Source organism: Ruegeria sp. F11, from assembly GCF_056533855.1.
The window spans coordinates 317,335-343,655 of sequence record NZ_JBQFOW010000003.1; the positions used below are offsets into that span (position 1 = coordinate 317,335).

Consider the following 26,321-nt stretch of genomic DNA (forward strand, 5'->3'; position numbering starts at 1 on the left):
GTCCACCGTTGGTTACGGGTGGAATTCGGTTGGAAATCTGTCGGGCAACTGACCGCCGAAATTCGCCGTCAGGTCCGTCGACAGGCTGTGCAAAGCCGTCAGAATGTCTGGCAGACGGTCGTCATTGGCGCGGCTTTCCGGGACAGCGATGGCAATCGTGCCCAGCGCCACCTGATCAATGCCAAAAATCGGCGCAGCATAGCCAAAGACACCGTCTTCGTAGCTGCCGTTGCTGTTGGCCCAGCCCGCCTTGCTGACCCGCGCGACCTTGTCCCTGATCTGGTCCGGGTCGGTCAGCGTGGTTTCCGTGAACCGCGTTTGCTGTTCCTGATCCAGACGCTCCAGCAGGAATTCGGGTCCGAAGCTCAGGATACACAGGCCCGAGGCGGTTGCGTTGATGGGAAGGACCTCGCTTGGGTCGAGGCTGACACGCACGCTGTGTCGCGTGGTTTCCACCACCAGCGCGGTTTGCAAGCCGGTCTTTTCCAGCAGCGACAGATGCAGGCTTTCGCCAACCTGGTGCATCGCCAGTTGCATCTTCTGACGGGCACTTTCGATGCCGGGTCTGGCAACCTCTCGCAGCGCGGCAAGACGCAGCGCAGCCGGTCCGATTGCATAGGATTTGGTCATCGGGTTCTGTTCGATCAGCCCATATTCCTCAAGCGCGCGAAGATGGCGCAGCGCGGTCGCCTTGTTCAAACCGGACAGGCGCGCGAGGTGACTCAGCCCGATCTCGGGTTGAGCGTTCGAAAAATAGTCCAGCATTTTAAGGGCGTTGAGGGCCGTACCCATGTGTTTTGCATCCTCCGCTTCAGGTAATACTTGACAGAATAAGGTTAACAACGCAACATTATATTTGTTAACGCGGTTCAATTAATGAACCTATAACGGGAGGTGTCAATGAAGAAATTTCTAACAGCCGCCGCTTTTGCAGCGACCGCAACCGCCGCCCTGGCGGAATACCCCGAGAAGCCGGTGACCTTTGTTGTGCCGTGGCCTCCGGGTGATCTTGAGGACGTGCTGACCCGAATGATCGCCGACGAGTTTCAGGCCATGTATGGCGTGCCGGCGGCGGTGGTGAACAAGCCCGGCGGTGGCGGCGGCCCCTTCCCCGGCGCGGTTGAGGTGGCAAACGCCCCGGCGGATGGCTACACGATTGGCTCCTTCGTGATTGGTGTGCCGGTGGTTGGCCCCGAAATCGGCATCCCTGAACTGAACCCGAACCCGTTTGATCCGATTGGCATTTTCCTGACCTACCCCTTCGTGATCGCGGCCAGCAAGGATGCTCCGTTCTCGACCTGGGACGAGCTGGCGGCCCACGGCAGGGACAATGATGTAGCGCTTGGCCATTTCGGATCGGTCCTGCCGCCCACGCAGGTCACCTTTGCCGCAGCGGTCAGCAGCGGGTTCGACTTTGCCAGCGAAGCGGCCTTTGACGCGCTGGATTGCAACACGCTGGCCTCGGGCGATGTGGATGTGATCAACACCACGCTGCAACTGGTGCTGCCTTGCCTCGATCAGGTGAACGTTCTGGCCAGCATCGGGGGCGAGCGGATTTCGCTGATCCCGGACACCCCGACAATCGTCGAGATGCAACCGGACCTTCCGCTGGCGCTGTGGAACGGGCTGTTTGTGCACAAGGACACCCCCGCCGACGCTCGCGAGAAGATCACTGCAGCGGCGCAAAAAGCGCTGGCATCTGACAAGGCCAAGGACCTGGCCAAGGAAACCGGCGCGCTGGTCTATTGGCAGGACCCGGATGCGTCGAATGCGCAGATCGAGCAGGACAAAGCCTCATTCGCCAAGATCGAAGAGATTCTGGGCGAATAAACCGAAACTGGCCCGGCGGAGCGTTCTGCCGGGCCTTTTTCTTTTCGGCAGGAGGTCGCGATGATCGCAAAGACACTGCAAGACATGTTCCGCCGCTACCGGCGTCCGGGCGACATCATCTTTGCCACGATGTTCTTCGCATTTGCGCTGTTTCTGCTCAGCCAGCTTGGGGCCGAGACCAAAGTGGTCAAACGCACCAAGTGGTTCGCCCAGCCGTCGCTTTGGCCCACCATTGCCATCTGGGGCATGGTCATTTTCAGCGGGCTGCATCTGCTGGGCTCGGCCCTGTCGCACCGCATCCCCGGCCGCTGGCGCGAAATCGCCTTTTGGCTGATGTCGCTGGAATACGTCCTCCATTTCCTGATCTATGTGGTGGCTGTGCCGTGGCTTGGATACCTGCCATCCACAATGCTGTTTGCGGCCTTTCTGGCCCTGCGCACCGGGTTCCGCTCAACCGGTGCCGTCAGCATCGCGCTTGTGTTCGGGGCGGTTGTTGCCATCGTTTTCAGGGCCTTGTTGCAGGTGAATATCCCGGCAGGCCGCGTGTATGAATACCTGCCTGATTCAGTGCGCATCTTCGCACTGACTTACCTGTGAGGGCGTCATGGACACTCTGATCTCAGGTTTCGCCATTCTGGCGCAGTGGCAGGTGGTTGTCGCACTTGTCATTGGCTCGGTCGGCGGCGTCATCATCGGAGCCCTGCCCGGCGTCGGGGCCGCAGTGGCCATTGCCATCCTACTGCCTGCAACTTTTGCATTCGAGCCTATCGTCGGCCTGACCCTTTTGCTGGGGATATACGGCTCATCCATGTATGGCGGCGCGATCCCGGCCATTCTGATCAATACGCCTGGCACGGCGGTCAACGCCTTGACCACGTACGACGGCTACCCCATGACCAAACGGGGTGAGGGCCACCGCGCGCTGTCGCTGGCCTATTCGGCGTCGTTTTTCGGCGGTATCTTCTCGATCCTCTGCCTGATCATCCTGTCACCGGTTCTGGCCTGGGTCGCCCCGCATTTCGGCAGCCGAGAGATTTTCTTAGCCGCATTCATGGGCATCCTGCTGGTGATCCTCGCCCATCGCGGCCAGACATTCTCTGCCGCGATGCTGGCCTTTTTCGGCATTTTCCTCAGCACCGTCGGGCTGGAGCCCGTCAAATACACCAAGCGCTTCACCTTTGACCAAAGCTGGCTGTCGTCCGGGGTCGATCTGATCGTGGTTGTGCTGGGCCTGTTTGCGATCAGTCAGGCGCTGTTGCTGCTGGTCGACAAGGAACATGCGCCGGGCGAGGCCCATGTCCGGGGCAACATATTCGCGGGCCTCAAAGAGCTGCTGGGCCTGAAACGTATCGCCACCATATCCTCATCGCTGGGTGTGCTGATGGGCATGGTGCCGGGCACGGGCGAGTTCACCTCGCAGTTCCTGTCCTACACCTACGCGCAGAAAACTTCGAAAGACCCGGATAAATTCGGCGATGGCTCGCCCGAGGGGCTGGTGGCCTCCGAGGCCGCGAATAACGCGGTCCCCGGTGCCGCCATGATCCCCCTGCTGGCGCTGGGTATTCCGGGTGAGGCGCTTACGGCGATGATGCTGTCGGTGTTTTACGTCCATAACGTGATCCCCGGCCCGCAACTGTTTGCCGATCAGCTGGATTTCGTCATGGCGCTGTATATGTCGCTGATCCTGCTGAACGTGATCGTGCTGGTCTTTCTACTGTTCTCGACCAACCTGCTGCTGAAGATCATCCAGATCCCCACGCGGTTCCTGGGCGTCATGATCCTGATCCTGTCCTTTGTGGGTGTGTTCAGCCTGCGCAACTCGGTGACGGACTGCGCCATTGCAGCGGGGTTCGGCGTGTTCGGCCTGATCCTGAAACGCCTGAACCTGCCGATTGTGCCAATCATTCTAGGCATGGTTCTGGGCGGCATCATGGAGGTCAAACTGCGCAGCGCTATGGCGCGGGTGAAAACGCCGCTCGACTTTATCGACCGCCCGATTGCCGCGATCCTGTTCGTGATGATCCTCGGGATCATACTGCTGCACATTCGAACCCTGGTGCAGGAACATCGCGAGCGGATCAAACCGCAACCGGTTCTCGACGAAGATTCAACTCAGCAAGGATAACCGCCCATGGATCAGTCCGCGATTGACAGGCTGCGCACGCAAGGGGTTTCTCCGCGCGGTCATTTCATCAACGGCGCGTTTCAGGCCTCAGAGACCGGCGCGCAGCATCAGGTGTTGTCGCCAATCGACGGTCAGCCGCTGACCCATATCGCCGAGGGCAGCGCGGCGGATGTCGATAACGCCGTGCGAGCCGCGCGGGTAGCGTTCGAGGATGGCCGCTGGTCCCGCATGGCCCCCGCCGCGCGCAAGAAGGTGTTGCTGAAACTGGCCGATCTGATCGAAGCCCGCGCGCTGGAGATCGCCGTTCTGGGCGTGCGCGATAACGGGACCGAGATCAACATGGCGTACAAGGCCGAAGCGCTCTCGACCGCCGCGACCTTTCGCTATTACGCCGAGGCCATCGACAAGGTCTACGGGCAGGTCGCCCCGACCGCCCCGGATGTTCTGGGCCTGATCCACCACGCGCCTGTGGGCGTTGTGGGGGCGATTGTGCCGTGGAACTTCCCGCTGATGATTGGCAGTTGGAAAATCGCACCGGCGCTGGCGGCAGGTAATTCCGTGGTTTTGAAACCGGCGGAAAGCGCCTCGCTCAGCCTGTTGAAGATCGCCGAACTGGCCGCCGAGGCCGGGGTGCCGGATGGTGTGTTCAATGTCGTCACCGGACGCGGCTCGGTCGTCGGTGAGGCGCTGGCCCTGTCGATGGACGTGGATATCTTGGCCTTCACGGGCTCGGGTGCGACGGGGCGGCGGTTGCTGGAATACTCCGCGCGGTCGAATCTGAAACGCTGCTATCTGGAACTGGGTGGCAAATCCGCCAATATCGTCTTCAACGACGCCCCTGATATGGCCGAAGCCGCCAAGGTTTCGGCAGCGGGCATCTTCCGCAATTCAGGTCAAGTCTGCGTCGCCGGGTCCCGCCTGCTGGTTCAGGAAGATATCTACGAGGATTTCGTCGCCGAGGTCTCGCGCCACGCCGAAGCCTTTCGCGTTGGCGACCCGCTGGACTTGAACAGTCAGATCGGCGCGGTTCACAGCCTGCCCGAGCTGGAAGCCAACCTCGATTTCGTGACCAAGGCTGAGACCGAAGGTGCCGAGCGCCGCACCGGCGGCAACCGCATCCTGACCGAGACCGGCGGCTACTACATGGCCCCAACTGTAATGGCCGGTGTTAAAGAAACCGACAACTTGTTCCAGAACGAGGTGTTCGGCCCGGTTCTGGCTGTCACACCCTTCAAGGACGAAGACGAAGCAATCTGGCTGGCCAATGCCACGGTCTACGGACTGGCGGGCGGTGTCTGGACCTCAAACCTAAGCCGGGCGCATCGCATGGTGGCGGGCGTGCGCGCCGGAGTGGTGCATGTGAACACCTATGGTGGGGCCGACTTGACCGTGCCGCTGGGAGGCGTGGGCCAATCGGGCAATGGACATGACAAGTCCTTGCATGCGCTTGAAAAATATTTCGATCTGAAAACGGCGTGGATCAAGCTGTGACCGCGGGCGTCAGGGAGGACCCAATGACAAAGAAAACCATCCTGCTGATCGGCACCTATGACACGAAAGAACCGGAAATGCGGTTCATCGAAGAGGCAGTTTTGGCACAGGGAGCGGAGGTGTTGACCATGGATGTCTCGGTCCTGGGCGATCCGAAGGTACCCACCGATATCTCCAAGCACGATGTCGCCGCAGCTGCGGGCATGACAATTGACGAAGTCATCGCTCAAGGCGACGAGAACAGGGCTTTCCGCGTAATGTCGGCAGGGGCCGCGAGTGTGGTCGCGCAAACCTATGCGCAGGGACGATTTGACGGGATGCTGGCCACGGGCGGGACCATGGGCACCGATCTGGCACTGGATTGCGCACAGGCGCTGCCGATGGGTGTGCCGAAATACATCGTGTCGACCGTCAGCTTCTCACCGCTGATCCCGCCACACCGTCTTGCCCCGGATATACAGATGATCCTCTGGGCCGGGGGGCTTTATGGTATGAACTCTATTTGCCAGTCTTCGCTCAGCCAGGCCGCCGGGGCGGTTGTCGGCGCCGCAAAGGCCGCCATCGCGCCGGATCGCAGTAAGCCGCTGATTGGGATGACCAGTCTGGGCTCGTCCTGTCTGCGCTATATGAAGACCCTGAAACCCGCGCTGGAAGAGCGTGGGTTTGAAGTGGCCGTGTTCCACTCAACCGGTATGGGCGGGATGGCTTATGAGAAACTGGCCAGCGAAGGCGCTTTTGTCTGTGTCATGGATTTCTGCATGCAAGAGTTCAGCAATCTCATGGCGGGCTCGATGGTCTCGAGCGGTGAGGATCGCGTCACCAATGCGGGGCGTGCGGGCATTCCCCAAATGGCTGCCCCCGGCGCGCTGGACCTGCTGGATTTTGCGGGCTGGCAAGACATACCCGAGCAGTATGCCGACCGTCCGTTTCACGAACATAACCGGCTGATCAAAAGCTCGGTCTTCACTGGCGACGAGCGACGCGTCTGGATACGCGAACTGGCCAACAGGCTTGAGGCCGCGACGGGCCCCGTTCATTTCTTCCTGCCTGTTCAGGGTGTCGAGGCATGGGATAAGGAGGGCGAAGAGGCTCACGATCCGCAGGCGCTGGCCGATATGGTGGACGAGGCACGCAAAGTGATGTCAGGTCGGGTCCCGATGACCGAGCTGGACGCCCATATCAACGATGCCGGTTTTTGCGATGCCGTGTTGTCCTTGTTCGACGACTGGGTGGAAAGCGGAGTAGTAAAATCGCGGGCCGACCTCAACCAGAACTCAGCTTAGGCCGGAGACCGCACGGTCAGCGACAGACAGATCCGCTGCTGCGGCGCGCTGTGTCGAAGTGGAAATGCCCTTTGTGGTACTGATCCGCCTCGGGCCCCAACACGGTTCCAAAAAGACCGCAGGCCCCGCTGTGAAGATCGCGCAGAACATTGGCGGTGCCCTCGGCCTCCCACCCGTCGCGGACAGTAATCAGAGTGCCGTCCTGCAGAACAAAGGCGGATATATCAATTGCCCGCCCCCGAGCATGCTCCGACAGGCGCGCCCGGGGCTGATTGTTCTGGGTCTTGCACGAATAGTGACCGGCAAGGCGCATCCCCTTCAATCCGCCCCCTTGCCCTGCAAAAGCCGGTTTAGCAGTATTCTCGATCCACGTCTTGAACGTCACCGCCGTCTCGCAATCCATCAGCGCAAGCTGGCTGAGATAGATGTCGGAAATCACGCGCACTTGAACCGGGTCGGCAATCCCGCAGCCCCGGTATTTTCCGGAAATCGGTTTGCGCGTCTCACCCAGAATGGTCCAATCCCCGCACACAGCCCCGCGATCCCGCATTCTTTCACGCCCAAGCTCGAATTTGCGAAACTTGCAGGGCCGTATCTTCGGCCTTGGCGAGGTCAAAACCTCTGGCCCGCGCGTAACTGCTGTTTTGGTGATGGCCTTTACGGGGTCCGTGTCCGCATCAAATGCGGGTTCATATGCGACCAAAGATGCAGGCGCGTCAGCGCAATCCGGTGCGGCAACAACCGGCGGCGCGCATAACAAAAACACTGCAAACAGCATCCGCATCAGATCACCGTGTTTTGGACCGATGACCTCACGGCCGGCAAAACGGCACGTTGCAGGTCAGATCACGTGCAAAACGCACAGATTTGCCGTTGATTTCGATGATAAATGCCGAGGCGGCAAACCACCATCTGCCTTCCCCCACGCCAGGCTGGGACGCATCGCAACTATTTCCGAGATAATAGGTCGCGCCGCTGGCCGTCCTTACAACCGCACCGTGTTGATTGCAGGAAATCGCGATGTCGGGCGAACTGTTGTGCTCGGTCGCGGTGGCGGACGCTGCAATCATCGAAAATGCGCATGCTACCGCAAGGTGTTTTCTGATCATCAAATCATGCTCCTTATTACTATAACCCTTGAAAATGCAACAAACAGACCGGGAACAGATCGTTTGGAGTGATGGAAGCACTCTCGGATCGACCTTTCAACTGTTTATCGTCTTTGCGATTGTGGCGGAGGGCTGGTCATCTTCGGAGCACAAGAAGCAGATGCGTTGATCGTTGGAGGCTTTCCACCAAAAAGCCAGAGTTTCTTCGTTCATTTCACTCAAAATTTATGGTAATTACGCAAAGATTGGGTCACTTTTCTACCGCTCGGCACTTAAATTCTCTTTCAAAGGAGAAACCCGATGTCCCTGTCTGAATTCCGCCAATCCCTGCAATCCCAAGACCTCGTACGCGATCTGCGCGAAGGTGTGATCGGCGACGGGGTTTCCATTCCCGGTCTGTTTGGGGACGTTTCGCTTGTCTACGCCGACTACGTGGCGTCCGGTCGCGCCTTGGCTCAGGTCGAAGATTACATCCGGGACGCGGTGCTCCCGTTCTACGCAAACAGCCACACGGAGGCTTCGTATTGCGGGGCCTATATGACCCGGCTGCGCGCCGAGGCCCGCGCGGAAATCTCGCGCCTGACCAATGCCGAAGGCTGCAGCGTGATCTTCGCAGGCTCGGGCGCGACCGCTGGCCTGAACCGTCTGGTTCCCCTGTTTGGCGTCAATGAAGCCCGGAAAGCAGTGGTTTTTGTCGGCCCCTATGAGCATCATTCAAACCTGCTGCCATGGCGCGAATCCAACGCCGAGGTGGTCGAAATCCCCGAGGCTGCGACTGGCGGCCCCGACCTGAACGCGCTGGAAGCCGCTTTGAAAGAGCACGCGGATGCGGATGTGAAGATCGGCAGTTTTTCCGCCGCCTCCAACGTGACCGGCATTGTCACGCAACCCGATGAGGTGACCCGGTTGCTCAAATCGCACGGCGCGCTGGTGGTCTGGGATTACGCCGGGGGCGGGCCCTACCTGCCCATTGACATGAACCCGGCCCCCGACGCGCAGAAGGATGCAGTTGTCGTCTCTCCGCACAAGTTTCCCGGCGGCCCGGGCGGCAGTGGCGTGCTGATCGTGCGCGACGCGGCGGTTTGCCGGGAAACCCCATCGTGGCCTGGCGGCGGCACCGTGACTTTCGTCTCGCCCTGGAACCATTGCTACACCTCGAACATTGCCGCCCGGGAAGAAGCTGGCACGCCCAATGTCGTCGGCGATATCCGCGCGGCCCTGGCCTTTATCGTCAAGGATGAAATCGGGCAGGCTTTCATTTCGGCACGAGAGGCTGAGATGAACAAGATGGCCATACAGGCTTGGCCGCAGAACCCGCAGCTGACGCTGCTGGGAACAGAGCATCCGCAGCGGCTTCCCATCTTTTCCTTCCGGGTCACCCGCGCCGACGGGTCACCGTTCCATCACCAGTTGTTCACCCGGATGCTCAGCGATGTGTACGGCATCCAGACCCGGGGCGGCTGCGCCTGCGCCGGTCCCTATGCGCACCGGCTGCTGGGCATTGACCGGCCCCATTCGGATGCGCTGTTTAATGACCTGAATGCGGGCAAGGAATTGCTGAAACCCGGCTGGGTCCGCCTGAACTTCAGCTATCTGATGGATGACAGCAAAGCGCGCTACATCATCGACAGCGTAAATGAGCTGACAAAGCGTCTGGAGGAACTGGAACCGCACTATACGGCCGACCCGGCCACCGCGCGGTTCGCCATCGCCTCGGACGCGTTGGAAGTGGCCTGATCGCGCATAACCGACCGTGCCCGTCCTTCCCTTACATGCAAAAACTCTCTAAGTTTTTCGCATTTACGGGTCAAATGAACGGGCATTCCGGGAGTATGGACAGAAAAGACTTACGGATCATTGAGGAACTGCAAAAAGACAGTTCCTTATCACAGCGTGAACTTGCGGAACGGGTTAACCTGTCACAGAACGCGTGCTGGCGAAGACTACAGAAACTGAATGAGAGCGGCATCATCGTCGGCTCTACCGTGGTTCTGGATCGTCAGAAGCTGGGGCTGGGACTGGTCGTTTTCATGATGGTCAAAACCCGGCATCACTCTGCCGACTGGCTGGATGAATTCCGCCGCGCCGTTTTACTCATCCCCGACGTCGTTGATTTTTTTCGGATCGGAGGGGACTACGATTACATGATCAAGGTCATCACCGAGGATATGAACTCGTATGATCAGGTCTATCAGCGCCTGATTTCGACAGTCGAACTGGATGCGGTAACCTCCTATTTCTCGATGGAAGCGATTGCCGAACAGAGGCCCTTGAAAATCTCGTAACCGCAGGGCCAGTTTTTTGCACGGCTCAGACGGCTTCGAGATTGCCCAAAAGGATCGAGGTCATATCCGCTGAAATCGCACCATCCATTGCGACGACATCCATACCCGTCTCGTAGACGACGTTGTTCCTTGTGATCCCGGACAGATCAGCGCTGGAGTCCAGAAACACCCATTCCGCGTCGTTCGGCGTGGACTGACCAACCGCCACCTGCAAAATCGCCAGAGCGTCCAGCGCATTGATCGTCCCGTCTCGGGTAATGTCCGCTGCAATCAGATTTTCGGCCTCAGCCGTGCCCCAGGTTGGATCAAGCCCAACCGCAAGCCGCAGAACCTGCAGAGCATCAAGGGCGGTGATTTCACCGCTGGCGGTCGAGTAGGTTTTGACGATCTCCAACTCTCCGGGGAAGGTGCCATCCGGCAGGTCCAGATCGAACTGGCCGGTGTTGTCCGCCGTAGCCACGACAGTTCCCCCGCCATCCGGGGTAAAGCGAATTTCGGCATCCGTGAGCCCCGGATTGGCGGTTTCCGAGTTGATGCTGACATCCCCCTGAATGCCGCCGGAGCTGTCCGGGTCCAACCCGCCGAAATCTCCGAAATCCACTGGAACGTGATCGGGACCGCCAAAGCCGGATCCGAATATGTCGGCACTGGTCAGCCCGCCTCCGGTCGCGGAGTGAATATGCACGGTCTGTCCGCGATATTCGATGTCGGCCCCCTGCGCGGTTTTCGTGAAACTCAGTTGGGACGGCGACCGCAACAGAATGAAGTCGAACAAGTCCACCCGGTCGATGCCGGCCTCGAAATCGGTGATCGTTGTGGAGTCGCTACCCCATTGCATGACAAAGATATCGGCCCCCGCCCCGCCGGTCATGGTTGTCGCCCCGGTGCCTGCGATCAGAATATCGTCACCGGCCCCGCCCAACAGAGTGGAACTCAGGACACCGCCTGTCAGCATGTCATCAAGGCCCGTGCCGGTGACGGTGCCAAACCCCTCGCGTACCATGCCCAGATCCGCGACCGAGGTGGTGAGCTGTGTCAGCCCGGCCTCCGTTTGCGAGGCCGCAAAGATCTGTAACTCATCGCCGATATGGGCGACGCTCAGGGACTGGATGTTTTGCAGACCGGTCGCCAGCGTATCCTCAAAACTGTCCAGATGGATCAACTGACCAACGGGTGTGAGGGTGAACAGGGTTACGCCCCCGTCCGATCCACCGGCGACAACAAAGGCGCGTCCGTCCACTTCGATAACCGACATGTCCTGCACCGATTCGAACCGGGTATAGCGGGAGTCCAGAACGTGATCCGTGGGGCTGAGGCTGCCATTGCTGCCCAGCTTCATGACGCTGATCGAATGAGTATCCGACCCTGCCACGATCACCCAGGACTGACCGAACACTTCGACCACCTCCAACGCGGTGGGCGTGGCAATTCCCAAAGTGGACGTGGCCGCGCTGTTGTCGATTGCGCTCAGCGTGCCTGTCCCCTGATCCAAATGATAGGTCGCGATCGTGTTGCTGGCGGCATCAGACGCAATCACAAAATGCCCTGACTCGGCCTGCACCGTCTGGATGGAATCAACCTGCCCCGCCACCAAACCAGCCAGGCTGAGCGTCCCGTCACCGTTAACAAAATAGGTCCCGATCTGGCCCGTATCCTCATGCGCCACCACCAGAATATCCGTGGCACCCAGTGAAATCTGCACAAGGGCCGGGATATCCCCGCCGCCCGTCAGGGTGCCGGTTTCCTGCAGACTGCCGACGGAGCCGTCAGCGTTTAGCTCATAGCTGACCAGCCCTGTCGCCGTGTCTACATCCAATACAAGATGATCGGTTCCCGCCAGCGTGACCGGCGTTGCGCTGCAACCCACCTGAAAGGTGATCGTTCCGCCGTAATACTCGGTATCCACCAGTTGCGGCAGGTTCCCCTCGACCAGTCGCCAGGCGGCAACGCCACCCAGCGGGCCCGAGATGGAATAGAGATACGTGTCCCCGTTAAGCGTTTTTAAAGCCGTATCGCCGATACCTGAATCGAACGCCGCGCTCGCCGTTGCAATCACAGTTTCGAACCGAAGCATCATAACCGTCACCCCCTACGCCACCCCTGGCACTGAAAACAGGATGATCCGATGCCCCGGCCAAAACCAAAACGGAAATGTGGTGAAAACAAGGAGTTCGGTTTCGGTTTAACTCAATTTTTTCTGGTCCGATCGCAGCAATCGCCAGACGGCAAGACAGATGAACAGAACCTTGACCGGGCAGCCTGTCCCCATCGGCAGTTTGCAACAACCAAATGTGAGGGAAAGATGACTAAAGCACCCGATTCGAACACCCATCCGGCCGCAGATCAACCGGATGCCGAACACAAGTACGACGTCCGCAAGTGGATTGACGGCAAACTTCGCCGCTGGGCCGGAGGAGGGGTTTTGGGTGGGCTTGGAACCATGCTGACCGCATTGCCTGCGCTGTCTCAGGCCACGATTGAGGATCTCTATGCCTTTCAGTTCGCCGAAGCCATTCCCGGGGTGCGGACCGCAAAGCTGCTCAAGAACGGCGACGTGCTTCTAAAAATGGCGGACGGCCGCACTATGATCGTGGCCGCAGAAAATGTGCAGGTCCTCGAAGGCGGGGCGATCATGATCGCGGAAGAGGTGGTCGGTGAAATTGCTCAACTTAGCGCCGCCGAAGCAGGAGGCGCTGCGGCTGCGACGAGCGGCATCAGCGGTGTTGGCGCAGCATTGGGCGGCGTTGGGTTGGCCGGGGCCGCAGTCGCTGGCGCAGGTGGTGGCGGAGGTGGGTCTGACGACCCTGAGCCCGCGCCCAGCTATCCCAGCCTGAACCTTGCGCAAGTGCAATCTGCGGCGTTGAACAGCGGCAACACAAACGCGATTGCGCCCGAAGGCACATCAACCGTCGAGGTGACGATAGGATCGCTGGTCAAAACAGTGACACCCAATGCCGACGGTAGCTGGAGCCTGTCTTTGACGGCAGCCGAGGCCGGAAACCTGCCGCAGGGCGTATCCACGGTGACGATCCGCAACCTAGACGATGCAGGTCAGGAAATCTCGGTTCAGACTGTCCAGTTCGACATAGACACGTTGCCTCCGACCCTGTCGATCACCGGTTTTTCGGATGGTGCAGTTCTGAACTCTGCCGAGAAAGGCACCGATCTGACCGTCACCGGCACCACAGATGCCGAATCCGGGCAAACCGTAACGGTAACGGTTAATGGGCAAACCTATACCGGCACTGTCGCAGGCGGGCAGTGGAGCATCACCGTCCCTGCCGCAGACCTGACCTCACTACCGGATGGCACCACAATCTCCGTTACCGCGGATGTGTCTGACAGCGCGGGCAATACCGCGACGCAAGCCAATGGCAGCTTCGACACCGATTTCACCGCACCCACCGTGACGCTCGACCCGGTCGCAGGCGGTTCGATTGACCTTATTGATTTGAGCAGCGATTTGACCCTGTCCGGGACCACAACAGCCGGGGACGGCCAGACCGTGACCGTCGTTTTCAACGGCCAGACCTATACCGGCGCGGCCAGTGGCGGCAGTTGGAGCGTCACCATCCCAAGCGCCGATCTGGCGGGCCTGTCGACAGGAGTGCCCGCAGCAATCGGGGTGAGCGTTACCGACCCGGCAGGCAACCCGGCGGTTCCTGTGTCAGCCTCGGTACCCGTTGACCTGACCGGCCCTTCGATCGCGATCACGCCTCTTTCCGTCGGGGCGGCGATCAACGCAGCCGAGGTCGGGTCAGACCTGACAATCTCCGGGTCAACAGCCAATGTCGGTGATGGCCAGCAAGTCACCGTCACGTTGGATGGGCAGACCTACACCGGCACCGTCTCCGGCGGCAGTTGGAGCGTCACTGTCCCCGCACTGGACCTCGGCGCGCTCTCGGACGGCGGCAGTTTCACCATCACCGCCGATGTGACGGACAGCGACGGACTTGTCGCGCCCCAGGCCAGCGTGCCGGTGGCAAAAGACGTCAGCCCGCCGACATTGAGCATCGACGGCTTCTCGGACGGTCCCGTCCTAAATGCCGCAGAACAAGCAACCGATCTGGTCATTTCCGGCTCAACTACGGCGGAAGACGGACAGATCGTGACTGTCTCCGCGATCGGTCAAACATTCACAGGCACGGCTACGGGCGGCACCTGGACCGTCATCATACCAGCGGCGGAACTCGCGACCTTGTCGGACGGGGCGACCGTTGCGGTCACGGCGGATGTCGCTGACGCCGCCGGGAACGCGGCGCCGCAGGCCAGCAACAGTTTTGACACCGACTTCTCGCCGCCGACCATCGCAATCACCAACCTTTCGGACGGGGCCTTCATGAATGCAGCCGAGCAAGGCACGGACCTGACCGTTTCCGGAACTTCCGACACGCCCGACGGCACCGTAGTCGCGGTTCAAATCGCGCAGTCGGACGGAACTGTCGACATCAGCGGCACCGCCACTGTGTCCGGCGGGGTTTGGGCCTTCACCGCAACCGCCTCGGATCTGACCGGGCTGGTTGATGCGGAAACCTACAGCGTGGCCGCGTCGGTCACGGATGCCGCTGGTAACGACAATCAGGATACCGCCGCCTTCGCAACCGATTTCACCGCGCCAAGTATCTCGGTGAATCCGCTGTCTATCGGAGCGGTTCTGGATGTAGCGGAAAAGGACGTCGACCTCAGCATTTCGGGAACCACCACGGCGGAGGACGGGCAGACCGTTTCAGTTACGCTCGGCAGCCAGACCTACACAGCCATTGTCTCCGGCGGAGCATGGACGACCACGGCACCAGCGGCAGATTTGGGCGCGTTGGCAGATGCGACGACCTTCACCCTGACGGCCACGGTCGACGACGCTGCGGGGAATACGGTCACTACCTCCACGACGTCGCTCACCACCGATTTCCGCCCGGTTCTCAGTCTGGACTCAATCGGCTCAAACGGTGCGGTCCCGTTAGCGGATGCGCAAAGCGCTGGGGTTGTGGTCAGCGGGTCCTCGGCCGGGTTGACTGCGGGACAATTTGTCGACGTAGCGTTCAACGGGTCTCCTGCAGGCACCGCGACGGTGGCAGCCGACGGCTCGTGGACAGCGACATTGCCTGCGTCGGCGTTTTCCGGGACACAGGCAGGTGACGACTTGAACTTCACCGCCCAGGCGACCGTATCCGGCGGACCCGATCCCGAGCCTGTCTCCAGTGATGCAACGGCACACATCCCGGCGGCCTATGTGCTGACGGAAGTCGGGCGCAGCGGATCGACCGTCACATTCGCCATTCACGCGGACGAAGATCGCGACATCTCAAGCGGTCTGGCCATGACGGCAGAATTCCAATTTGACTCGGCTGTCGCCACTTTCGACATCGGATCGGATACGGAAAACAGCGAGTTTGACTTGTTCCTGGCCAACCCGGGTGCCGGAGATACCATCAACTTCGCCGGGGCCGCGACCACGTTCACCGATCTGTCTCAACCCCTGGTCACGTTCACCATGACGGTTCAGGACCCCAACCAGCCGATCGAGTTGACACTCACCACGCCCGACGGCGGCCCAACTGTGTTTTTCCCTGGAACAGACGGCGATGACACGTTGATCGCAGCGGATACAGACACATTTATCCGCGGTGGCGATGGCGACGATGCCATTGATGTCTCCGACGCCGGTCGGGACGTCGTCGTGTTTGAGGCCAGCCCCGCGAATAACGGCGTCGATACCATCACCGGGTTCACCCTTGGCACTGCAGCAGAGGTCTCAGACGCGCTGATGTTCAGTGGGCTGGACGTCGCAACTCTGCGCGGGACCGGTACAGATGTGGATATCATGACGATCGGCGGCGCGCTTGGGACGGATACCGGATTTGTCGGCTTGACCACAGTTCTTTCCGACCTCACCCAGGGCACAATTGAAACCGCAGTCGAGAGTTTCGCCGGAGTCCAGTCGGGCGACGAACTCTATGTCCTTGCAACCGACGGAACGGATAGCGTGCTGGTCAAGGTCGACTACGCGGCCTCGGATACGGCTTCGGTTGAAACCGTGGCTGTGTTTGATGGCCTGGCCGATCTCGGTGGACTGACCGCAGACAACATCCTTCACACTGATCCAACTGGCGCGTCAGCCTGAGCTGACAAAGCCGCTGAGGTTGAAATCAGGTTTCGCGAGGCGATAATGACCCAGAGCAGTTTACAACCGGTCAGCTTTTCCCGGCATAGGCACAGGTCGTGGCGGCGATTCACGTCATATGCGTTCGCCCGACACCGCACCGACTGTCCCATTGTGGAAACCGAGATATTTCAAGCGGCCGCAACTTTTCCGATCGCGTTCAGGGATTCGAGAACGGGTCCTGAGCCTGTGGCTTTGCTGTCCATGATGCCCGGAGTGGAGTCGCCGTTTGTCTCTGACGCCGGTATGTGGTTGACCACATATGTCCCATCTGCCTTGCGATGCCCCCCGTTTCAGGTGGAGCTTCCAGTAGCAGATAAATCTGCCGGGCCAGAACGGCTTCAACTGATGGTCGACGAAACATCGAGTCTCGTCTCGGACGACCAAGACGGAGAGGCATTTTTTGACAAATCGGGCCAATTGGCTCCGGAACTGCAAAAGGTACGAGCCTTTCTTCAGGCCCGGACATATGCGGCCAAAAAAACGCGACAACTTTGTCTTCTCTTTAAGAAGTTGGGTCTTTTCTCGGAACTGACGTCAGTTCAAGGGGTTCAATTTCCAATCGGGCTGCTGGCCATCGACGCGGGCGCACTGGAGCAACTGTCGCAGTCCCAGATGGCAGTTTTGACGCAAAAAGATGCATGGCGTTTGATACACGCCCACCAACTCTCTTTGCTGCACGGGGCGTGGGTGCTGCGTGCGCAACAACGGTTGAGCCAGCAATCATTAGCTTCGGAACAGAACAGGATTTCTGATGTCGCCGGATTTCTGGATGCAATGGCTGACGTTAACCGAAGGGATGCGAATGCTAGTTACCCCAGCTTGGAGGAACTTGATGCAGTCGATTAATCAACCCCTCCGCTTGTGCGTTGCACTTATCCTTACCGGCCAAATCTTTGCCTGCACGCAGGTACCGGATCTTGCGCCTTTAAAAACATCTTTATCTGGCGACCATCCAGGGTCCGGGATTACGAGGCCTTCGGCAGAATTGACGCAAAGCGATTTTGGCGCACGAATCCGGGCCGCCGTGGAAACCAGCCCGGTTTTGGCCCAAAGTGACTCCAGTATCGCGGTTGCCACAGCAAACCAATTCGCCGCAGAGGGCGCATTTCTTCCGCAAGTCTCACTGGGAATAAACGCCCGGTCGGAGCGCATTAAGTCTGACATTGCCGATGTCTCACCCTACTTGCGCGTGTCTCAACTGGTCTACGACGGCGGTGCGGCCCGCGGCGATCTGACCGCCGCGCGTGCAAGGGTTCTGGAAAGTCGTGGCAATCAGTTGCAAACGGCGGCGGCAACCGCACTGGCGGCCGTTGAAACTTACGTACTTGTGCAGGACAGTCGAAGAATCCTTAAGATAACCGCCCAGAATGTGGCTGCGCATGAGGAATTGGTTCACCAAATTTCAAGCCGCACGGCGAGTGGAGCGGGATCGAACGCGGATGTCTTGACCGCCCGCTCTCGGATGGCCGATTCCCGCACCCGGCTCGCCGACGCAAAAACGCGGGTTGATCGGGCCGAAGCACGGTTCCGCGAGGTGTTTGGCACCCCTGCAGGTGTTCTTTCCGATCCTGTACCAGCCCCAAAGCTTGAACGTAGTGATACCCAGATCGTGCTTGAAAGCCCGCAGGTTCGCCGGGCCGATGCTGGGTTAGTCGCCGCCAAGGCCGAATGGGCGGCAGCACAGGCCCGCCGTCAACCGGATATCCGCGTGGCAGCCTTTGCCAATCAGGACGACCGGCACGACGCCAATTTCGGCGTGGATCTGGCCTTTAACTACGAAATCGACAGCACCGGACAACGTCGCGCTGCCATTGCCGCTGCCGAAGCCCGGGTTAATGAGGCCGCATTCGCCCGCGAAACGCTTGTCCGCGAAATAGGTCGCGAACTTGCTTTCATCCGATCGGACCAGAAAGCCGGGGCCGAACGATTGCGCGCAGCGCGCTCTGCGGCCCGCGCCAATGCTGAGAGCCTTGAAGCCACACGCGCGCAATTCTCAATCGGACGCCGCAGCCTGATCGAAATTCTGGATGCGCAGCTGGATTACGTCAGCGCACAAGAACGCCTGATCCTGTCCGAGCAGAGCTTTTTCCTGACCAACTATGCCGCGCTGAGCCTGACAGGCGACATTCTGGACCTGCTTGGAATTTCACTGACCAAATGGGAGGAGGCTCAATGAACGAACGTTGCGAGGTATCTGACCCTTCTGTACCAACCACCTACGAGGCCTGTCTTTTGAATGTGGCCGCAACTCTGGACAGGCCATTGACTATGGCGGCGTTACACGCCGTTCAATCGGGGCCCAAAGGCGATCTTGCAATACGCGACATTATTGCAGTGGCCCATCGTTCAGGGCTGCAGGCGGCATATGGCGCGCGGAAACTGGCCAAATTCGACGACGTTCTGGTGCCGGCGATCCTGTTTCTGCAAGACGATAGGGCCGTCGTCTATCATGGGCGTACGACGACCGGCGCACTGCTTGTTTTCGACCCGGAACTCGAGGACGGGATCGGCGAGATTTCCGAGCAGAACCTGACCAACACCTATACCGGCTACGCCGTACTGTTTCGGCGCGACAATCGCGATGGAGCGTTCGTGGATCCAAGCGAAGGAACAGGGCACTGGTTTTGGTCGGCGCTTGCGGTCAATCGATGGTCATACACTCAGGTGGCGTTGGCCGCTGCGCTGGCAAATCTGTTGAGCCTGTCGACCTCAGTCTTCATTATGGTGGTTTACGATCGGGTTTTGCCAAATGAGGCAACGGAATCCCTGATCGCGCTGACGACCGGGGTGTGTCTGGCACTTGTGTTCGACTTTATCCTAAAACTGCTACGGGCCGGGTTCATTGACCGGGCCGGGCAAAGAGCTGACATGCTCATGGGTCAGCGCGTTTTTGACAAGCTGCTGAACATCCAGATGAAGTCACGCACGGAATCGACCGGAGCGATCACCAGCACCATTCGCGAGTTCGAAACACTACGAGAGTTCTTTACCTCGGCTACTCTGGTCGCGGTGGTTGATCTGCCCTTCATAGGACTTTTCATCTTTGTCATCTATCTGGTCGGCGGGCCGCTTGCCCTGATACCGGCGCTGGCGGTTCCGTTTGTTTTGCTAAGCGGCCTCGCCGTCCAGCCGGTTTTATCGCGCATGGCGGAAAAGAGCCTTGCGGATGGTCAATCCAAACAATCGGTCCTTGTTGAAGCGGTTTCGGGCCTTGAAACCATCAAGACCACGGCCGCCGGGCGGCAAATGCGATCCAGGTGGAAAACCGCGATTGAACGGCAATCCGCGCATGGCGCGCGCAGTCGGGCGGTCACTCAGTTTGCGTTGAATCTAACGGGTTTCACTCAGCAGGCCGCGCAGGTCCTGATTGTTTTTTGCGGCGTGTTTCTGATCACGGAAGGTCAGGCCAGCATGGGTGCGCTTGTTGCCTCGGTCATGCTGACCGGTCGCGCTCTGGCACCATTGGGGCAACTCGCCCAAACGCTGACCCGCGCCAATCAGGCGCGAAGCGCCTACCGTAACCTTGACACGTTGATGCGGGCTGAAAGCGAAAGACCGGATGGGCGCAGCTGGATAAGCCGGTCCAATATCCAGGGCGGTATTTCGTTCAGCAATGTTCATTTCGCATATCCGGATCAGTCCGAGGACACGTTGAATGGGGTCTCCTTTACCATTAACCCCGGTGAGAAAGTTGCAATTCTCGGGCAGATCGGGTCTGGGAAAAGCACGATAACGCGACTGCTTTTGGGGCTTTACGCCCCGCGGGTCGGATCGGTGATGCTTGATGGCGTGGATATCCGCCAGATCGACCCGGGCGACCTGCGCCGCAACATCGGATCAGTGTTGCAGGATATCTGGCTGTTTTCGGGGTCGATAAGGGACAATATCAATAGCGGCACAATCCGCCCTCGGGATGAAGACCTGATCGAGGCCGGTCGCATTGCAGGTGTGGAAGACTTCGTCGCCCGGCACCCCGGTGGCTATGACCTAAGTATTGCCGAGCGGGGCGAAGGGCTTTCTGGCGGTCAGAAACAGGCTATCGCCCTGGCCCGCGCGCTGGTCGGAAGGCCTCCGGTTCTTTTGTTCGACGAGCCGACCAGCGCCATGGACGTCAAGACCGAGGCAGAGGTCGTTCAGCGCCTGAAGCAAGCCACCAAAGACAGCACAATGGTTATTGTCACCCATCGCACCAGCTTGCTGGACCTCGTCGACAGGGTCATCGTGATTGAGGGCGGAAAGATTTGCGCCGATGGACCCAAAAGCCTGCTGTCGCAACGCCCACGCAGGGCAGGGAGTCATCTGAATGTCGCAGCATCCTGATCTGGCAGCGCTTGCGCGGGAAATGCGTGGCCGCTCGCCCTTGCGGGGTTCGATCCTATTGCTGGCGATCTTGTCCTGCCTGTTATGTGCGGGGATTTGGGCGCACCTGACGGAGTTGGACGACGTCACGCGTGTGGATGGCCGGATCGTCCCTTCGGGCGATGTACAGGTGATCGAGGCCACGGAACCCGGGGTCTTGCAATCCGTATATGTGCGCGAAGGTCAGGTTGTGGACAAAGGTGCCTTGTTGATGGAACTGGATGCCACCCAGATCGACAGCCAGTTGAACCAAGAACAGCAAAAGGCGTATGGCCTGATGGCGCGTGTGCAGCGGCTGCAGGCTGAAATTGACGACGCTGAGTTGCATTTCGAGGCGCGGCTGATCGAAGGCGCGCCGACGGTTGTGCGCTCGGAAACCGCCCTGTTTCAGGGCCGCATGGCCGAGTTACAGGCGGAAATCGCCATTCTGGAACGCCAGCGGCAGCAACGGCATCGAGAATATGAAGAAGGTTTGGTGGATCAGGTCACGGCCGAAGAAACGCTCAAGGTGCTGGCCGAGGAACGCGCAATGATGGCTCCGCTTGTAGAAAGCCGGATGGAACCTGCGACGACACTCCTGACCCTGCGGCGCAGTGAGGCTGAATGGAAGGGGCGCAAAGTCAGGGCCGAAGCCGTGACCAGCCGGCCGAAAACCGGTTTGACCGAGATTGACGATCGCATTCGGGCCACGCGCAGCCGGTTCCGCAGCGCAGCGTTGACCGATCTGGCGCTGGCAACGGCAGAGCTCGCGGCACTGCAGCCCAGCCTGCCCGCCTTGCGCGACCGGGCTTTACGCGCACAGGTGCGGTCGCCAGTGCGCGGGATCGTCAATCGCATTCACCGCACCACAATCGGCGGGCTGGCCCGAAGTGGCGAGGAATTGATTGAAATTGTCCCGCTGGACGATTCCTTACTGGTAGAGGCTTACGTGCGGCCCGAAGACATCGCCTTTTTGCATGCGGGCCAGAAAGTCAAAGTGAAGATAACGGCCTATGATTTCGCCCGCTACGGCGGATTGGAGGGTGAGATCATTCGCATCGGTGCCGACACCATCACCCGGTCAGAGCGCAATGATGAAGAGGTTTTTGTTGTGGAGATCCGCACCAGCAATACGATGCTGGACGGCAATGGCGTCGCCGTTGAAATCATCCCGGGCATGATTGCCGAGGTCGACATGCTGTCGGGACGAAAATCGGTGTTGGACTACATCATTCAACCGGTTGTGAAGATCAAAGATCAGGCGCTGCGGGAGTGATTTCCAGACCAAGCAGCAGCTGACGTTCCGGTCCGCTTCACGGGAGAGTGGCAGGAGCGTCTGACAAACCGACAGCAAGACCCGGCTTCACGGGGTCTGATGTGTTGCGCTGAACACCCGCAGTATCGGGTGTGCCGGAGAAAAAGCGCGCCGAATGATCCGGCGCTCACCGCCAATTTACGTCGCCGAGAAAGATATAGCCCGCCCCATAAATGGTCTTGATCAACCGGGGGTTTTTGGGGTCTTCACCCAGCTTGGTGCGCAAGCGTGAAATCCGCACGTCCATCGCACGGTCGAAACTCTCACCCGCCGCGCCCCCCAGTGTTTCCTGCATCTGGGCGCGGCTGATCAGCCTCTTCGGGCTTTCCAGAAACAGCCGTAGAACTTCGCCTTCTGCATGGCTGAAGGTTGTTTCGGCCCCATTCTCATTTTCAAGGGCATACCGGTCGAAATGGGCGGTCCAACCATTGAACTGCGCCACATCAGAACGCGCAGTCCGCGCCTGCGGCGAGCGCAATCTTGCACGGATGCGCGCGACAACTTCAGCCGGGTCAAAAGGTTTGGTGATGTAGTCGTCCGCCCCCAATTCAAGCCCTGTCACACGATCCTGCACCTGAGCGCGACCGGAAATGATAATGACCGCGGCCCCTTGTTCCAGCGCCAGCCGGTGAACCAGGGCCAGCCCATCCGTGTCCGGCAGGGACAGGTCAACCAGACACACATCGGGTGTGACGCTGTTCAGCGCCGCCTCAAATTCCCGCGCTCGCGAGAAGCTCTGTGTTCGAAAGCCCGCATCTTCGAGCGTATCCGTAAGAATCCGTCGAATTTCGGGCTCATCGTCGAGAATGGTCACCAGCGGTTGGGTCATGAAATCGTCTCGGATCGGATCAGGGCGGATAGCTGCGCCTGTGTAAACGGTTTTCGCAACACTGGCGCAAGGGTAAGCGCCTGGCGATACAGAAGGTCCGAGGGCGGAAGCGATGTCATCAGGATGCAGGGCAGCCCCGACCCGATTGATTTCGACAGATCAAGCCCTGTGCCTTTGCCTTCTAACAGAACGTCGGACAGCACCAAAACGATGTCTTCCACATCCCGGGCCAGCGCAAGCGCCTCGTCAACGGATGTCGCTTCGATCACCGAATAACCCAGTTCGACAAGCATATCCCGGAACTGACCGCGCAGGTCGGCATCGTCTTCGACCAGCAGAACCAGCCCTTCCTGCACCGGTGGCGCAGGTCGGTAGGGAAGTCGCAGAACGACGGACGCGCCGGACGGTGTGTTGCGCATATTCAGGCCTCCACCAGCCAGCTTGACCGTGTCGTAAACCATGGGCAGACCCAGCCCCGAACCCTCGCTGCCTTTGGTAGTGAAGAACGGGTCAAGCGCCTTGTCCAACGCTTCGGACGAAAAACCAGGCCCGGTATCGGATACGGCGATCTCGATCCAGATCGTTCCGACGGCATGGGCGCTGATTGTAATCTGACCAGTGGTCCCGCAGGCGTCCCGGGCATTCAGAATAAGGTTCAGAAGGGCATCCTGCAGCATGCCGGGATCCAGCATCAGCACCTGGTCCGGCAGGTTGTTGACAACAGATAAACCCATGCCGCGCGGAAGGGATGGGGACGCAAGAACCCGCAGATCTTCAAGCAGGCCCTTCATGTCGGTCGCCTGGGGCTGAGGCGTTCGATTTCCCGTCATATCCGCGATGCGGTTCAGCAATTGCCCGCCACGCCGCGCGGTTTGCTGGGTGGCTGCGATCAGTTCTTTTGCATTGTCCGGCAGGTCCATCCTGTCCAGCTTGGCCTGCATGCCCAGTATGATGGTCAGCAGGTTTGAAAAATCATGCGCCAATCCGCTGGTCATCTGCGCCGCCAAAGCGCGGCGGCGGGTCTGTTGCAGGGCCACACGGGCCTGTGTTTCTTCGGTGATGTCCACCGACATCACATAGACGCCCCCCGCCCCATCCGGGGTGAAGGAAACCCGGATACGCCGCGCGTCCTGATCTTCAGTGAACTCAAAGACCGAGGTTTCACCGTCATACGCCTTTTGCAGATGGGGCCCAACCCGCGCGAAGGCATTGGCCCCCAGCGCGTCCGAGATATGCATGCCGAGGATATCCGACGGGCGGCTTGGCAGAACCGAACTGAGCCGGCGGTTGGAGTAGTCATAGCGCCCCTCGCCATCCAGATGCGCGATATGGGCGGGCATCATCTCGGTCGTCATGCGCGTGCGTGCTTCGATCTCGGTCAGTTCGCGCTTGGCCTCTTCCAGCGCCGAGTTGGTTGCCGCCAACTGCCGGTTTGCGGCCGAAAGCTCCTCGGCGTGGCTGAGAACCTGATCGGACAGTTCCTCGGACCGCGCCCGCAGCAGGTCTTCGGCCCGTTTGGTGCGCGTGATGTCTGTGTACACCGCGACCCAGCCTCCCTGCGGCAGCGGAGCGCCCTCGACCGAGATGACCTGCCCGTTCGGCCTGACCCGTTCCAGATAATGCGGCTCGAACGCCAGGGCTTGGGTGACGCGCTGGTGCACGACCTCATCGACATCCACGTCGTCGCCGTATTCGCCCCGCTCTGCGATGAAGCGGATCGTATCGGCAAACAACGCACCGGGCTGCACCAGCGCATCCGGCAGATCGAACATCTCCTGATAGCGCCGATTGCTGACCACAAGGCGCAGATCGCTGTCACAGATCGACAGGGCCTGACCGATCAGGTTCAGACCGGCGGTTGTCATCGCCTTTATCCGCTGTTCAGAGATGTCCAACTCAGCCCTCCGCTGGCTCAGGCGTAACATCAGAATGGGTGCAGGTGTAGGGGTCTTGGGGCAGGAAACCCGTTCGGCCCGTGTTTACCGGCTCACCTAATACCGGGACCGGGACGTCGCGCCCTGCGCCGTGATCGAGTGCAGCGACAGCGTGTGATCCATGTTCCGCATCCGGTGGCGCAACATCTGCCGCCCCAAACGCGCGAGGTCTGCGGAAAATTCGGGCTTTTGGGCTACATTCTCGAACTCTCCGCTGCCCTGATGGTCGAACAGAATGGGCGGCAGATCGGCGGCGAATTCAATCAGGGTGAAGCGGTCATCGCGCAGAATGCCCAGACAGGACTCGCTGTTCCCCGTGCCCAGCCTTTGCTGCCACAAGGTCGGCTTTTCAGGTTTCGAAAAATCCAGTTCGCTGAAGGAATAGCTGCGCCAGTCTTCGGGTGTGTTTCCCTGCAGTAATGGCAGCAGAGATCGTCCATCCATCGCGTTCGGGACCGGCTGGCCCACCCAGTCCAGAATGGTGGGCGTTATATCGATGGATTCCGTCGGCACCGCGACCGAGGCCCCGGCCTGCGCCTGATTGCCCGGCATGCGGATCATCAGCGGCGTGTGATAGGCCGCGTCAAAGACCGTCATCTTGCCCCAGCTGTGCCGATCCCCCAGCATCTCTCCGTGGTCCGCCGTGATCACCAGCAGCGTGTCGTCATATTGACCGCTGTCCTTGAGGTACTGGATCACCCGACCGATATGGTGGTCGACCTCGGTCGCCAAACCCAGATAAACGGCCCGCAAGGCGCGGATGTTGTCATCGGTCGGGTCAACCTCAGAAAATCCGTGCACGAAGTCTCGGGCGGTTTGGGTATCAAGCGCGGGCCCGAAAAACGGGTGCAGGTCGCGTTCGTCCTCCTGGCCAAGCCGCGCAGGCAGCGGCACCTGTGCCGGGTCATACATGTCGTTGTAGGGCGCGGGCGCGACCAGCGGCGGATGGGGGCGGATATAGGTGAGGTGCGCGAACCAGCCCTCTCCCCGGCGCGGCGCGATGTTGCGCAGGAACTCGTCGGTCAGAAAGGCTGTGTCGCTGTGCTCGGCCTTGTACAGCGCGGGATCGTTCAACCTGGGCGTACCGCCTGTTGGAGACACGGGTTTGTAGACGTCCCAGTAGGTGTCGAAACTGTATCCCTTGTCCATCAGATAGGCCTGCCAGGGATAGGATTCCTCGAGCCGCATTTCGAGGACTTCGAGAAAGCCGGTCATCGGCTGTTCGTAGGACCGGAGCACCGGGTCATTCGGATCATGCACGCGCGGATCTGCCGAGGTATCGGTATAGCCAAAAAGCATCGGAAAATACCCGGCCTTGCGCATCTCGGTCGCGATGTTTGGCGTGTCGTGGCGCAGCGGCGTGCCATTGCGCACAGACCGGTGATTCATCGCATATTGTCCGGTCAGTATCGACGCGCGCGACGGGCCGCAGGGGTTCGTGACCGAGAAATGGCGTGTGAAAGTGACAGCCTCGTCCATGAACGCCCGCAGGTTGGGTAACTCCACATGCTCCGCCAAAGCACCGTTCAGGCAATCGGCCCGCAATTGGTCGATGATTATGAACAGAACATTTCCCGCGTGATCCATGAAATCCCCGATTCCGCACCCCGTATTTCGAC

The 26,321-nt window shown here is 59.8% G+C and carries 19 protein-coding genes; 12 read left to right on the plus strand and 7 right to left on the minus strand.

Going from position 1 to position 26,321, the window contains the following annotated elements; translation table 11 throughout:
* Positions 1–12: 12 nt before the first annotated feature.
* Positions 13–792 carry an IclR family transcriptional regulator gene (locus ACR0NJ_RS05930; protein ID WP_480816200.1) on the minus strand — a complete coding sequence of 260 codons (780 nt, stop codon included), beginning with the start codon at positions 790–792 and terminating at the stop codon, positions 13–15.
* A 108-nt stretch (positions 793–900) separates the two neighbouring features.
* Between ACR0NJ_RS05930 and ACR0NJ_RS05935 the strand changes: the two genes are divergently transcribed.
* The 5 genes from ACR0NJ_RS05935 to ACR0NJ_RS05955 are packed head-to-tail and all read left to right on the plus strand — an operon-like array spanning position 901 to position 6,729.
* Positions 901–1,830: a tripartite tricarboxylate transporter substrate binding protein gene (locus ACR0NJ_RS05935; protein WP_480816201.1), complete on the plus strand. Its 930-nt coding sequence runs from the start codon at positions 901–903 to the stop codon at positions 1,828–1,830.
* A 60-nt stretch (positions 1,831–1,890) separates the two neighbouring features.
* Positions 1,891–2,427, plus strand: a complete 537-nt coding sequence (locus tag ACR0NJ_RS05940) for a tripartite tricarboxylate transporter TctB family protein (protein ID WP_480816202.1) — start codon at positions 1,891–1,893, stop codon at positions 2,425–2,427.
* Positions 2,428–2,434: 7 nt separating this feature from the next.
* Positions 2,435–3,955, plus strand: coding sequence for a tripartite tricarboxylate transporter permease (locus ACR0NJ_RS05945; RefSeq protein WP_480816203.1), 1,521 nt, complete (start codon positions 2,435–2,437; stop codon positions 3,953–3,955).
* A 6-nt stretch (positions 3,956–3,961) separates the two neighbouring features.
* Positions 3,962–5,446 (plus strand): aldehyde dehydrogenase, encoded by a 1,485-nt coding sequence (locus ACR0NJ_RS05950; protein ID WP_480816204.1) that lies wholly within the window; start codon positions 3,962–3,964, stop codon positions 5,444–5,446.
* Positions 5,447–5,469: 23 nt separating this feature from the next.
* Positions 5,470–6,729 carry a Tm-1-like ATP-binding domain-containing protein gene (locus ACR0NJ_RS05955; protein WP_480816205.1) on the plus strand — a complete coding sequence of 420 codons (1,260 nt, stop codon included), beginning with the start codon at positions 5,470–5,472 and terminating at the stop codon, positions 6,727–6,729.
* A 16-nt stretch (positions 6,730–6,745) separates the two neighbouring features.
* On the opposite strand, the gene ACR0NJ_RS05960 is transcribed toward ACR0NJ_RS05955, so the two are convergent.
* Together ACR0NJ_RS05960 and ACR0NJ_RS05965 are read right to left on the minus strand one after the other, a co-directional pair.
* The gene (locus ACR0NJ_RS05960; RefSeq protein WP_480816206.1) at positions 6,746–7,513 is read right to left on the minus strand and encodes an extensin-like domain-containing protein; all 768 of its coding nucleotides are present in this window, start codon (positions 7,511–7,513) and stop codon (positions 6,746–6,748) included.
* A 28-nt stretch (positions 7,514–7,541) separates the two neighbouring features.
* Complete coding sequence (locus tag ACR0NJ_RS05965; protein WP_480816207.1) at positions 7,542–7,838, minus strand: hypothetical protein; 297 nt, start codon at positions 7,836–7,838, stop codon at positions 7,542–7,544.
* A gap of 300 nt (positions 7,839–8,138) precedes the next feature.
* Between ACR0NJ_RS05965 and ACR0NJ_RS05970 the strand changes: the two genes are divergently transcribed.
* Together ACR0NJ_RS05970 and ACR0NJ_RS05975 are read left to right on the plus strand one after the other, a co-directional pair.
* Positions 8,139–9,575, plus strand: a complete 1,437-nt coding sequence (locus tag ACR0NJ_RS05970; protein WP_480816208.1) for an aminotransferase class V-fold PLP-dependent enzyme — start codon at positions 8,139–8,141, stop codon at positions 9,573–9,575.
* A 95-nt stretch (positions 9,576–9,670) separates the two neighbouring features.
* Positions 9,671–10,123: an Lrp/AsnC family transcriptional regulator gene (locus ACR0NJ_RS05975; protein ID WP_480816209.1), complete on the plus strand. Its 453-nt coding sequence runs from the start codon at positions 9,671–9,673 to the stop codon at positions 10,121–10,123.
* Between the two features lie 25 nt (positions 10,124–10,148).
* On the opposite strand, the gene ACR0NJ_RS05980 is transcribed toward ACR0NJ_RS05975, so the two are convergent.
* Positions 10,149–12,200 (minus strand): M10 family metallopeptidase C-terminal domain-containing protein, encoded by a 2,052-nt coding sequence (locus tag ACR0NJ_RS05980; protein WP_480816210.1) that lies wholly within the window; start codon positions 12,198–12,200, stop codon positions 10,149–10,151.
* 225 nt (positions 12,201–12,425) lie between these two features.
* Between ACR0NJ_RS05980 and ACR0NJ_RS05985 the strand changes: the two genes are divergently transcribed.
* From ACR0NJ_RS05985 to ACR0NJ_RS06005, 5 genes are all read left to right on the plus strand, one after another.
* Complete coding sequence (locus tag ACR0NJ_RS05985; RefSeq protein ID WP_480816211.1) at positions 12,426–16,244, plus strand: beta strand repeat-containing protein; 3,819 nt, start codon at positions 12,426–12,428, stop codon at positions 16,242–16,244.
* A gap of 45 nt (positions 16,245–16,289) precedes the next feature.
* Positions 16,290–17,132 (plus strand): SapC family protein, encoded by an 843-nt coding sequence (locus ACR0NJ_RS05990; RefSeq protein ID WP_480816212.1) that lies wholly within the window; start codon positions 16,290–16,292, stop codon positions 17,130–17,132.
* A gap of 139 nt (positions 17,133–17,271) precedes the next feature.
* Positions 17,272–18,462 (plus strand): TolC family protein, encoded by a 1,191-nt coding sequence (locus ACR0NJ_RS05995; protein ID WP_480816213.1) that lies wholly within the window; start codon positions 17,272–17,274, stop codon positions 18,460–18,462.
* Entirely contained in the window at positions 18,459–20,606 is a 2,148-nt protein-coding gene (locus tag ACR0NJ_RS06000) for a type I secretion system permease/ATPase (RefSeq protein ID WP_480816214.1), read from the plus strand. Before ACR0NJ_RS05995 ends, ACR0NJ_RS06000 begins: the two co-directional genes overlap by 4 nt.
* On the plus strand, positions 20,590–21,900 hold the full coding sequence (locus ACR0NJ_RS06005) for an HlyD family type I secretion periplasmic adaptor subunit (RefSeq protein ID WP_480816215.1): 1,311 nt from the start codon (positions 20,590–20,592) through the stop codon (positions 21,898–21,900). Before ACR0NJ_RS06000 ends, ACR0NJ_RS06005 begins: the two co-directional genes overlap by 17 nt.
* Before the next feature lie 166 nt (positions 21,901–22,066).
* Here the strand turns inward: ACR0NJ_RS06005 and ACR0NJ_RS06010 are convergent, their stop codons facing one another.
* The 3 genes from ACR0NJ_RS06010 to ACR0NJ_RS06020 all read right to left on the minus strand — a co-directional run bounded on the left by ACR0NJ_RS06010 (position 22,067) and on the right by ACR0NJ_RS06020 (position 26,289).
* Positions 22,067–22,768 carry a response regulator transcription factor gene (locus ACR0NJ_RS06010; RefSeq protein WP_480816216.1) on the minus strand — a complete coding sequence of 234 codons (702 nt, stop codon included), beginning with the start codon at positions 22,766–22,768 and terminating at the stop codon, positions 22,067–22,069.
* Entirely contained in the window at positions 22,765–24,633 is a 1,869-nt protein-coding gene (locus ACR0NJ_RS06015) for a hybrid sensor histidine kinase/response regulator (protein WP_480816217.1), read from the minus strand. The genes ACR0NJ_RS06010 and ACR0NJ_RS06015 overlap by 4 nt, the downstream gene beginning before the upstream one ends.
* Positions 24,634–24,759: 126 nt before the next feature.
* A complete protein-coding gene (locus tag ACR0NJ_RS06020) occupies positions 24,760–26,289 on the minus strand; it encodes an alkaline phosphatase family protein (protein ID WP_480816218.1) in 1,530 nt (509 codons plus the stop codon).
* Between the last annotated feature and the right edge of the window lie 32 nt (positions 26,290–26,321).

What these genes read in the sequence shown, in the direction of transcription:
- ACR0NJ_RS05930 (WP_480816200.1), bottom strand. Translation starts at nt 792, where the DNA reads ATGGGTACGGCCCTCAACGCCCTTAAAATGCTGGACTATTTTTCGAAC.
- ACR0NJ_RS05935 (WP_480816201.1), top strand. Translation starts at nt 901, where the DNA reads ATGAAGAAATTTCTAACAGCCGCCGCTTTTGCAGCGACCGCAACCGCC.
- ACR0NJ_RS05940 (WP_480816202.1), top strand. Translation starts at nt 1,891, where the DNA reads ATGATCGCAAAGACACTGCAAGACATGTTCCGCCGCTACCGGCGTCCG.
- ACR0NJ_RS05945 (WP_480816203.1), top strand. Translation starts at nt 2,435, where the DNA reads ATGGACACTCTGATCTCAGGTTTCGCCATTCTGGCGCAGTGGCAGGTG.
- ACR0NJ_RS05950 (WP_480816204.1), top strand. Translation starts at nt 3,962, where the DNA reads ATGGATCAGTCCGCGATTGACAGGCTGCGCACGCAAGGGGTTTCTCCG.
- ACR0NJ_RS05955 (WP_480816205.1), top strand. Translation starts at nt 5,470, where the DNA reads ATGACAAAGAAAACCATCCTGCTGATCGGCACCTATGACACGAAAGAA.
- ACR0NJ_RS05960 (WP_480816206.1), bottom strand. Translation starts at nt 7,513, where the DNA reads ATGCGGATGCTGTTTGCAGTGTTTTTGTTATGCGCGCCGCCGGTTGTT.
- ACR0NJ_RS05965 (WP_480816207.1), bottom strand. Translation starts at nt 7,838, where the DNA reads ATGATCAGAAAACACCTTGCGGTAGCATGCGCATTTTCGATGATTGCA.
- ACR0NJ_RS05970 (WP_480816208.1), top strand. Translation starts at nt 8,139, where the DNA reads ATGTCCCTGTCTGAATTCCGCCAATCCCTGCAATCCCAAGACCTCGTA.
- ACR0NJ_RS05975 (WP_480816209.1), top strand. Translation starts at nt 9,671, where the DNA reads ATGGACAGAAAAGACTTACGGATCATTGAGGAACTGCAAAAAGACAGT.
- ACR0NJ_RS05980 (WP_480816210.1), bottom strand. Translation starts at nt 12,200, where the DNA reads ATGATGCTTCGGTTCGAAACTGTGATTGCAACGGCGAGCGCGGCGTTC.
- ACR0NJ_RS05985 (WP_480816211.1), top strand. Translation starts at nt 12,426, where the DNA reads ATGACTAAAGCACCCGATTCGAACACCCATCCGGCCGCAGATCAACCG.
- ACR0NJ_RS05990 (WP_480816212.1), top strand. Translation starts at nt 16,290, where the DNA reads ATGACCCAGAGCAGTTTACAACCGGTCAGCTTTTCCCGGCATAGGCAC.
- ACR0NJ_RS06000 (WP_480816214.1), top strand. Translation starts at nt 18,459, where the DNA reads ATGAACGAACGTTGCGAGGTATCTGACCCTTCTGTACCAACCACCTAC.
- ACR0NJ_RS06005 (WP_480816215.1), top strand. Translation starts at nt 20,590, where the DNA reads ATGTCGCAGCATCCTGATCTGGCAGCGCTTGCGCGGGAAATGCGTGGC.
- ACR0NJ_RS06010 (WP_480816216.1), bottom strand. Translation starts at nt 22,768, where the DNA reads ATGACCCAACCGCTGGTGACCATTCTCGACGATGAGCCCGAAATTCGA.
- ACR0NJ_RS06015 (WP_480816217.1), bottom strand. Translation starts at nt 24,633, where the DNA reads ATGACAACCGCCGGTCTGAACCTGATCGGTCAGGCCCTGTCGATCTGT.
- ACR0NJ_RS06020 (WP_480816218.1), bottom strand. Translation starts at nt 26,289, where the DNA reads ATGGATCACGCGGGAAATGTTCTGTTCATAATCATCGACCAATTGCGG.